This is a genomic window from Devosia sp. (assembly GCF_028290435.1).
GTDB lineage: Bacteria > Pseudomonadota > Alphaproteobacteria > Rhizobiales > Devosiaceae > Devosia.
Genome location: NZ_JAQGJV010000078.1, coordinates 109,212 through 118,339 on the forward strand (window position 1 = coordinate 109,212; position 9,128 = coordinate 118,339).

General features: G+C 61.9%; 8 protein-coding genes. All 8 read right to left on the reverse strand.

The window, feature by feature from the left end; genetic code table 11:
• Positions 1–92: 92 nt before the first annotated feature.
• A complete protein-coding gene (locus tag JWP26_RS17835) occupies positions 93–1,766 on the reverse strand; it encodes a ribonuclease J (protein ID WP_299730846.1) in 1,674 nt (557 codons plus the stop codon).
• Positions 1,767–1,844: 78 nt separating this feature from the next.
• Positions 1,845–2,681, reverse strand: coding sequence for a biotin--[acetyl-CoA-carboxylase] ligase (locus JWP26_RS17840; RefSeq protein WP_299730849.1), 837 nt, complete (start codon positions 2,679–2,681; stop codon positions 1,845–1,847).
• Positions 2,682–4,127, reverse strand: coding sequence for an NADH-quinone oxidoreductase subunit NuoN (gene nuoN, locus JWP26_RS17845; RefSeq protein ID WP_299730852.1), 1,446 nt, complete (start codon positions 4,125–4,127; stop codon positions 2,682–2,684).
• 10 nt (positions 4,128–4,137) lie between these two features.
• On the reverse strand, positions 4,138–5,646 hold the full coding sequence (locus JWP26_RS17850; protein WP_299730855.1) for an NADH-quinone oxidoreductase subunit M: 1,509 nt from the start codon (positions 5,644–5,646) through the stop codon (positions 4,138–4,140).
• Entirely contained in the window at positions 5,646–7,745 is a 2,100-nt protein-coding gene (nuoL, locus tag JWP26_RS17855) for an NADH-quinone oxidoreductase subunit L (RefSeq protein ID WP_299730857.1), read from the reverse strand. Before nuoL ends, JWP26_RS17850 begins: the two co-directional genes overlap by 1 nt.
• A gap of 11 nt (positions 7,746–7,756) precedes the next feature.
• Positions 7,757–8,071 (reverse strand): NADH-quinone oxidoreductase subunit NuoK, encoded by a 315-nt coding sequence (gene nuoK / locus JWP26_RS17860; protein WP_299730861.1) that lies wholly within the window; start codon positions 8,069–8,071, stop codon positions 7,757–7,759.
• 9 nt (positions 8,072–8,080) lie between these two features.
• Entirely contained in the window at positions 8,081–8,689 is a 609-nt protein-coding gene (locus JWP26_RS17865; RefSeq protein ID WP_299730864.1) for an NADH-quinone oxidoreductase subunit J, read from the reverse strand.
• Positions 8,690–8,699: 10 nt separating this feature from the next.
• Positions 8,700–9,128 (reverse strand): NADH-quinone oxidoreductase subunit NuoI (nuoI, locus tag JWP26_RS17870; RefSeq protein ID WP_299730867.1); only part of this gene is annotated, 429 nt, incomplete at its 5' end.

Sequence of the window (9,128 nt, forward strand, 5' to 3'; positions counted from 1 at the left end):
TCGGGTGAGGGCGCTTTGTCGGGTGAGGTGTTTGCCATGGGCCCCCTCACCCGCCGCTACGCGCCGACCTCTCCCCCAGAAGAGAGGTGCAGCTAAACCCGGTGCACAAAGACCGAGACGTTGGGCTTGCGGCCCCAATAGGCGTTGACCTCGTTGCGCACGGCCTTGAACAGGGCCGAGTTGAGCACTTCGGTGTCGCTGCGGCGCTTGGGCGGCACGCTCTTAAGCACGCCGGCAATGGTGTTTTCCACGAGTTCGGTCAGCGATTCGTCTTCGGTTTCCGGCAGGCCCTCGATCACGAGATCCGGACCCGAAACCACCTGGCCGCTGCCATTGACGCAGAGGCTGACCACGATATGACCGCCGAACGACAGGCGGCGCCGGCCTTTGACGCCGCTTTCGTCAGGCGTGCAGAGCACCAGCCCATCGAGATAAAGCTCACCGGTGCGCACCTCGGCCGGGAAGGCCAGCGGCTCGGGGAACAGGCGGACCATGTCGCCATTGCGGGCGTCGATGACGTTGGGAATGCCCTCTTCGCGACCGAGCTTGGCGTGGGCCATCAGGTGCATCGCCTCGCCATGCACCGGCACCAGCACCTCTGGCTTGAGCCAGCTATAGAGGCGCTTCAGTTCCTCACGGCGGGGATGGCCCGTAACGTGGACCAGGCCATCCTTCTGCGTGATGACCTCGACGCCCTTGTCGATCAGCATGTTCTGGATGTCGTTGACTTCGCGCTCATTGCCCGGAATGGCCCAGGACGAAAAGATCATGCGATCGCCAGCAGTCAGATCGATCACCGGATGCTCGCCGCGCGCAATGCGGGCGATGGCGGCGCGGGCTTCGCCCTGGCTGCCGGTGCAGAGCAGTACGATCTTGTTGCGCGGAATTGTGCGGTAGGCGTCCTGGTCGAGTAGCGGCGGGCAGCCTTCGAGCATGCCCAGTTCGCGGGCGATGCCGGTGATGCGGTGCAGCGAGCGGCCCGACATGACCACATGGCGGCCAGCCTTCTCAGCGGCCTTGGCGATCGAGATCACGCGGCCGACGTTGGAGGCGAAGGTCGTCACGGCAACGCGGTTGGGCGATTCGGCGATCATCGCGGCGAGATTCGCGGCGACTTCGGCTTCGCTTGGGCTTTCGCCGTCCTTCATCGCATTGGTGCTGTCGCAGATGAGCGCCAGCGGCAGGCTGGTGTCGGCGCCGATCGCCTGCAGCCGCGCCACGTCGGTCGGCTTATTGCCGACCGGGGTCGGATCAAGCTTCCAGTCGCCGGTGTGCAGCACGCGGCCGATCGGGGTGGTGATCAGCAGGGCGTTGCTCTCGGGGATGGAGTGGGCGACATTGATCGCTTCCACGGTGAACGGGCCGACCGTGAACGGCTTGCCCGGCGTCATGATGGTGACGTCGACGTTTTCGACGATGCCGTCCCCCGCCCGCTTCGCCGCCAGCATGGCCGCGGTGAACGGGGTGGCATAGACCGGCTTTTCAAAGCCGGGCCACAGGTCGAGCACAGCGCCGTAATGGTCTTCATGGGAATGGGTGAGGATCAGCGCCAGCACATCATCGGCGCGTTCTTCCAGGAATTCTGGATTGGCCATGATCAGCTCGATCCCTGGCAGGTCAGGCCCACCGAACGAAACGCCGCAATCGACGACGATCCATTTGCGCGAGCGCTCGGGTCCAAACCCGTATGCACCCATATTCATGCCGATCTCGCCAACGCCGCCGAGCGGCACGAAGACGAGTTCGTCCCTTTGGTTTTTAGCCATGGGTTCTTCAGTCCTTTTGTCGGACGCGACGCCGGTCGGAATCCTTGTCCCGCCGGTCGCCCGCGCCATAGTTCGTGGTCAGCTTCGGGCGCTGGCCGTTGCCCCAAAATGTACGTCGCCCGCCGTGATGGCGATGCGACTATCGTCATCGACGCGCACGATCAGTCGTCCGGCGTCGTCGATGGTTTCAAAAATCCCGCGCACGGTCGCGCCGTTCTGGTTGACCGCGACCGGTGCACCGATACCCGCCGCTGCACCGCGCCATTGCGTCAGCACATCGGCGATGCCGCGACCATCTTGCCACAGCGCGAAGGTGTCGACCCAGGCATCGCTCAGCGCTTCGAAAATCTCTTCGGCGTTGCGCGTGGTGCCCAGTTCGACAAGGCTGGTTGCGGGATACGGCAAACCCTGCGGCGCCGCAACCGCGTTGACACCGAAACCGATGGCAATCGCGTGACGGCCGTCGGGAAGCTTCTGTGCTTCAAGAAGAATTCCAGCAAGCTTGGCGCCATCGGCCAGCACGTCATTGGGCCATTTGAGAGCGATTCTGGCGCGTTTGCCGTCCGACAGACCGTCCGCACCATCGATGCCCAGCTTGACCACGCCATCGGGCAGGATCGCGGACAGCGCGCGGTTGAGGGAAACGCCGGCCACAAAGCCCAGCGTCGCGCCTAATGTGGGGTCGCTATCGGGAACGATCAAGAGCGTGGCGGCCAGATTGCCGACGGGCGAGGCCCACTGCCGGCCGCGACGGCCCCGGCCCGCGGTCTGCTGCTGCGTGACAAACCAGATACCGCCAGCATCGCCAGCGGCCGCAGCTTCCAATGCTTCCGTATTGGTCGAGCCGATGGTGTCGAAGCCGCGCAGCCGATATCCGGCCGCGCGCGCTTTGGACCCGAGCGAAAAGCTGCTCACCTAGAGCAGGCTTCCGGCGGCGATATGGGCGAGGCCCGCAAGGGGACTGCCGACGGTGAAGTAATAGGTGATCACGAGGAACCCGCTGATCGCCATGATGATGTTGAGCTCGTTTGGCACGGCCATGAACTCGCGCACCGGCTCGTCGAAGTACATCGTCTTGACTACGCGCAGGTAGTAGAACGCGCTGACCGCAGAGGCGAGCACGCCGATGACCGCCAGCACGTATAGGTGGGAGTCGATGGCGGCGAGGAACACATGCCACTTGGCAAAGAACCCGGCCAGCGGCGGCATGCCGATCAGCGAGAACATCATCACCGCCATGATCGCGGCGACGAAGGGACGCTTCTGCGCGGCGCCGGCCATGTCGGAGATATTCTCAACATAACCGTCAGAGGTGCGCAGCGACAGTAGGCAGGCGAACAGGCCGACCGTCATGGCGACATAGATCGCCATGTAGATGGCGACGCCTTCGATGCCACCTTCGGTGCCCGAGGACAGGCCGACCAGCGCGAAGCCGACATGGCCGATCGACGAATAAGCTATCAGTCGCTTGATCGACTTCTGGCCGATAGCGGCGAACGCAGCCAGCACCATCGAGGCAATCGACAGGAAGATGACGATCTGCTGCCAGTCATGGGCGATCGGCTGGAACGTATCCATCACCAGCCGCACCATCAGCGCCATGGCGGCAACCTTGGGCGCGGTGGCGAACAGGGCCGTCACCGGGGTTGGTGCGCCTTCGTACACGTCGGGCGTCCACATGTGGAACGGCACCGCCGAGATCTTGAACGCGACGCCGGCGAGCAGGAACACTACGCCGAAGATCAGCCCGATCGAGCGGCCCTGGTTGGCGATGGCGATGACGATTTCCTGCAGGTTGGTATGGCCGGTAAAGCCATAGACCAGCGAGGCGCCATAGAGCAGCATGCCGGACGACAGCGCGCCGAGCACGAAATACTTGAGGCCGGCTTCGGTCGCCTTCGGATCGTCGCGCTTGATGGCGGCGAGCACGTAAAGCGCCAGCGACTGCAGCTCGAGCCCGACATAGAGGCTCATCAGGTCGTTGGCCGAAACCATCATCATCATGCCCAGCGTCGCCAGCAGCACGAGGATGGAATATTCCCATTTATGGGTGCCGTTCTCAACAGCATGGGGCAGCGCCAGCATCAGCGAGAACGCCGAGCCGCCCAGCACCAGTACCTTCATGTAACGGGCAAAGCCGTCAGCGATGAATGTGCCGTTGAAGATCACGCCATCGACAGGCTGCGCCATGACCAGCACGGCCGTGCCGAGCAGCAGCACAATGGACAGGACCGCTACGAGACTGGAGCGTTCCTTGTTCAGCACCACGCCGAGCAGCAGCAGGATGACGGCGCCGATGGCGACGACCATTTCGGGATAGGCAGGGGCCAGGCTGGCGAAATCGGTAATGTCGGAAACCACTTGTCCCCTCCTAGTGGGCTACGACAGCTTCGGCAGGCGCAGCAATGCCAACCGAAGCAGAATATTGGGCAACCAGCGCATTCACGGCCGCGGCCGTGGTGTCCAGAATTGGCGCCGGATAGAAGCCAAACACCAAGGTCATGATGATCAGCGGATAGAGGATGACCTTCTCGCGCAGGTTGAGATCGAGGATGGCTTTGAGGCTGTCCTTGGTCAGGGCGCCGAAAATGATCCGGCGATAGAGCCAGAGCGCATAGCAGGCCGAGAAGATCACGCCGAAGGCAGCGCCGAACGCCACCCAGGTATTGACCTGGAACACGCCGATCATGGTCAGGAATTCGCCGACGAAGCCGGATGTGCCCGGCAGGCCGACGTTGGCCATGGTGAAGACCATGAAGGCAAAGGCATAGCGCGGCATGCGCTCGACCAGGCCGCCATAGGCCTCGATATCGCGGGTATGCATGCGGTCATAAATGACGCCGACGCAGAGGAACAGCGCACCGGAGACGATGCCGTGCGAGATCATCTGGAACATGGCGCCCTGGATACCCAGCGCATTGCCGGCGAAGATACCCATGGTCACGAAGCCCATATGGGCGACCGACGAATAGGCGATCAGCTTCTTCATGTCGGTCTGCACCAGCGCCACCAGCGAGGTGATGATGATAGCGGCGACCGAGAGGAAGAAGATCACATTGGCGAACTGCGCTGAGGCGTCCGGGAACATAGGCAGGCTGAAGCGCAGGAAGCCGTAGCCGCCGAGCTTGAGCAGAATTGCGGCCAGGATCACCGAGCCGGCCGTTGGCGCCTGCACGTGGGCTTCCGGCAGCCAGCGATGGAACGGCCACATCGGCATCTTGACGGCGAGCGAGGCGAAGAACGCCCACCACAGCCACGGCTGCATGGTCTCGGGGAAATCATGCGTCAGCAGCTTGGTGATGTCGGTGGTGCCGGCATCCCAATACATGGCCATGATAGCCAATAGCATCAGCACCGAGCCGGTGAATGTGTAGAAGAAGAACTTATAGCTGGCCTGGATGCGGGCGGAGCCGCCCCAGATACCGATGATCAGGAACATCGGCAGCAGCGTGCCTTCGAAGAACACGTAGAACATCGCCAGATCGAGCGTGGTGAACACGCCGATCATCAGGGTTTCCAAGATCAGGAAGACGATCATGTATTCCTTGACCCGTGTCGTCACCGACTCCCACGAGGTCAGGATGGCGAATGGCATCAACAGGGCCGAGAGCACCACGAACAGTACCGAAATGCCGTCGACGCCGACGCGGTAGCCGATGGTATCGCCGATCCAGGCATAGTTGACCACGAACTGGAAGCCGGCGTTCGACGCGTCGAACTGGCTCCACATCCACAGTGACAGCACGAACGTCACAGCGGTGGTGATGAAGGCCGTCCAGCGGATGGCCTCCAGTGACCCCTTGGGCGTGATCAGGATTATCGCCGCCCCCAACAGGGGAAGGAAAGTCAGGATCGTCAGAATGGTATTGGCGAAGGTCATCAGATCAGTCCCCCGGCCGCGATGGCCCAGGTCAGGAGAGCCGCGATGCCGATCAGCATGGCGAAGGCATAATGGTAGAGGTAACCGGACTGGAGCTTGGTCACCCAGGAGGTGACATTCTGCACCCGGCGACCAAGACCCTCGGTAAGCGTCTGGTCGATCAACTGGTCATCGAACCCCTTCCAGAACGCCCGTCCGATCCATAGCGCCGGCCTGACGAAGATGAGGTCGTAGAGCTCGTCGAAGTACCACTTGTTCAGAAGGAACTGGTAGAGGCCAGGATTGGTCTCGGCGAGGCGCTTGGGCGTCTCCGGCGAGCGGATATACATGTACCAGGCGGTCACGAAGCCGATCAGCATGGCAATGGTCGAGGACCATTTGACCCAGAGCGGCACGGCGTGCGCGGCTTCCATGAACTGCTCGTTGACGACCAGCGAGCCGGCAAAGAAGTGCTCTATGTGCTCCACGTCGTGGAAGAACATGGGGTAGAATACCACGCCCGCAAGCACGGCGCCGGCAGCGAGGAAATACAGCGGCACCAGCATGACATTGGGCGCTTCGTGCGCATTGTCATAGGCCGAGCCGTGGGCATGACCGTGATCATCGTGTGCGTGATCGTCCGCGATCGGCTCGTCATGGCTAGCGCCATCATGTGCGTCGACATGGGCGTGGCCATGCTGAGCATCCCGCGGCGTGCCGTGGAAGGTCAGGTGGATCAGGCGCCAGGAATAGAAGCTGGTGAACAGTGCGCCGATGACCAGCGACCAGAAGGCGAAGATGCCGGTATTGCCGCCGACCGCATAGGCCGACTCGATGATCGAATCCTTGGAGAAGAAGCCGGCAAAGCCGATTTCAGTGCCCGGGATGCCGACGCCAGTCAGCGCCAGCGTACCGATGACCATCATGTAATAGGTGATCGGGATTTTCTTCCGCAACCCGCCCATGTTGCGCATGTCCTGCTCGTGATGCATGGCGTGGATCACCGCGCCGGCCCCCAAGAACAGCAGTGCCTTGAAGAACGCGTGGGTGAACAGGTGGAACACACCAGCCGAATAGGCTCCGGCCCCAAGTGCCACGAACATGTAACCGAGCTGCGAACAGGTCGAATAGGCGATGACGCGCTTGATGTCGTTCTGCACCAGGCCAACCGTCGCCGCGAAGAACGCAGTAATGGCGCCAACGACCAGAACAAACGTCATGGCCGTTGGCGAGGTCTGGAACAGCGGCGACAGCCGCGCCACCATGAACACGCCAGCCGTCACCATGGTGGCGGCATGGATCAGCGCCGACACCGGGGTCGGGCCTTCCATGGCGTCCGGCAGCCAGGTGTGCAGCAGGAACTGCGCCGACTTGCCCATGGCGCCCATGAACAGCAGCAGGCAAACCACGGTCATGGCGTCGAAATCCCATGACAGGAAGTGCATGACCGGCATGGCCGCCGGATCGAGCGCCGCCACGGCATGGAAAGCGCCGTCGAAGTCGATATGGCCCAGCACCATGAAGGCGCCAAAAATGCCCAGCGCGAAGCCGAAATCGCCGACGCGGTTGACGATGAAAGCCTTCATCGCCGCGGCCGTCGCTGAGGGACGGGTGTACCAGAAACCGATCAGCAGATAGGACGCTAGGCCCACCCCTTCCCAGCCGAAGAACATCTGCAGGAAGTTATCGGCCGTCACCAGCATCAGCATGGCGAAGGTGAACAGCGAGAGGTACGCGAAGAAGCGCGAACGGTGCGGGTCGTCGGCCATGTAGCCAATGGAATAGACGTGCACGAGGCTCGAGACCGTGTTGACCACGACCAGCATGATGGCGGTCAGCGTGTCTACACGCAGCACCCAGCGCAGGTCCATGTCGCCGACCTGGATCCAGCGCATGACTTCGACCTTGAGCACGGCCGCTTCATGGGAGCCTTCGGCCACTTCAGCGCCGCTGAGGCCGCCGCCAAAGGCGATAGGCAAGAAGACGACCCAGCTCAACACGGCTGCGATGATCAGCAGCCCCGTGGTCAGGTATTCGCTGGGCCGGTGCCCAATGGTGCGCCCGAGCAACCCCGCAATGAGGGCGCCGATGAGGGGCAGGAAAACAATCGCCTGGATCATAGCGGTGGTTCTTAGCCCTTCATCATGTTGACGTCTTCAACCGCGATCGAGCCGCGGTTGCGGTAGAAAATAACCAGGATTGCCAGGCCAATGGCGGCCTCTGCTGCAGCCACGGTGAGGATTAGCAGCGCGAAAACCTGCCCCTGCAGATCATTGAGCTGGGCGGAAAACGCCACGAAATTGAGATTGACCGCGAGAAGGATCAATTCCACCGACATCAGGATGACGATGACGTTCTTGCGATTGAGGAAAATGCCGAACACGCCCAGCGTGAACAGAATTGCCGCTACAGTCAGGTAGTGACTGAGCCCGATACCTGCGCCCATGTTCGACCCCTATAACCCTTGACCGCTTTTGACTTTGACGACTTCCAGCGTTTCGGAAACCTTGCGACCCACCTGAACATTGGGGTCCTGCCGCTTGACGTTCGGCTTGTGCCGCAGCGTCAGCACGATAGCGCCGATCATGGCGACCAGCAGCACTGCCGCAGCCCCCTGGAACAGGAAGACGTACCGCGTATAGAGCACTTGCCCCAGCGCGCGCGTATTATCGATGGTGCCGTCGATCGGTAGCACTGCCGTGCTCGCCACATCGGGCGACACCACGAAGCTGCCCGCGACGAGCAGCAATTCCAGCAGCAACACCAGCCCGACCACAACCCCGATTGGGGCATATTGCAGGATGCCCTGGCGCAGTTGCGCGAAATCGACGTCGAGCATCATGACGACGAACAGGAACAGCACCGCCACGGCGCCGACATAAACCACGATGAGTATCAGCGCCAGGAATTCGGCGCCGGCCAGCATGAACAGCCCGGCGGCGTTGACGAACACCAGGATGAGGAACAGCACGGCGTGCACCGGATTGCGCGCCGAAATCACCATGAACGCCGAGGCGATCGCGATGATCGAGAACACATAGAAGAAGAACAGTGGAAGGGTCATGCTCTTCCTTTCAACGGTACGGCGCGTCGGCGCTGAGATTGGCCGCGATGGCGCGCTCCCACCGGTCGCCGTTCTCGAGCAGCTTCTCTTTCGAAAAATACAGCTCTTCGCGGGTTTCGGTGGCAAATTCGAAATTCGGGCCTTCGACGATGGCGTCGACCGGGCAGGCTTCCTGGCAGAAGCCGCAATAGATGCACTTCACCATGTCGATGTCATAGCGGGTGGTGCGGCGCGAACCATCGTCGCGCGGCTCGGCTTCGATGGTGATGGCCTGGGCGGGGCAAATCGCCTCGCACAATTTGCAGGCGATGCAGCGTTCCTCGCCATTGGGATAGCGGCGCAGGGCATGCTCGCCGCGGAAGCGGGGCGAGATCGGATTCTTCTCGTATGGGTAGTTGATCGTCGCCTTTGGCTTGAAGAAATATTGCAGGGTCAGCCA

Excerpts from the sequence above, each read along its gene's own strand:
- JWP26_RS17835 (WP_299730846.1), bottom strand. The coding sequence starts at position 1,766 with ATGGCTAAAAACCAAAGGGACGAACTCGTCTTCGTGCCGCTCGGCGGC.
- JWP26_RS17850 (WP_299730855.1), bottom strand. The coding sequence starts at position 5,646 with ATGACCTTCGCCAATACCATTCTGACGATCCTGACTTTCCTTCCCCTG.
- nuoL (WP_299730857.1), bottom strand. The coding sequence starts at position 7,745 with ATGATCCAGGCGATTGTTTTCCTGCCCCTCATCGGCGCCCTCATTGCG.
- nuoK (WP_299730861.1), bottom strand. The coding sequence starts at position 8,071 with ATGGGCGCAGGTATCGGGCTCAGTCACTACCTGACTGTAGCGGCAATT.
- JWP26_RS17865 (WP_299730864.1), bottom strand. The coding sequence starts at position 8,689 with ATGACCCTTCCACTGTTCTTCTTCTATGTGTTCTCGATCATCGCGATC.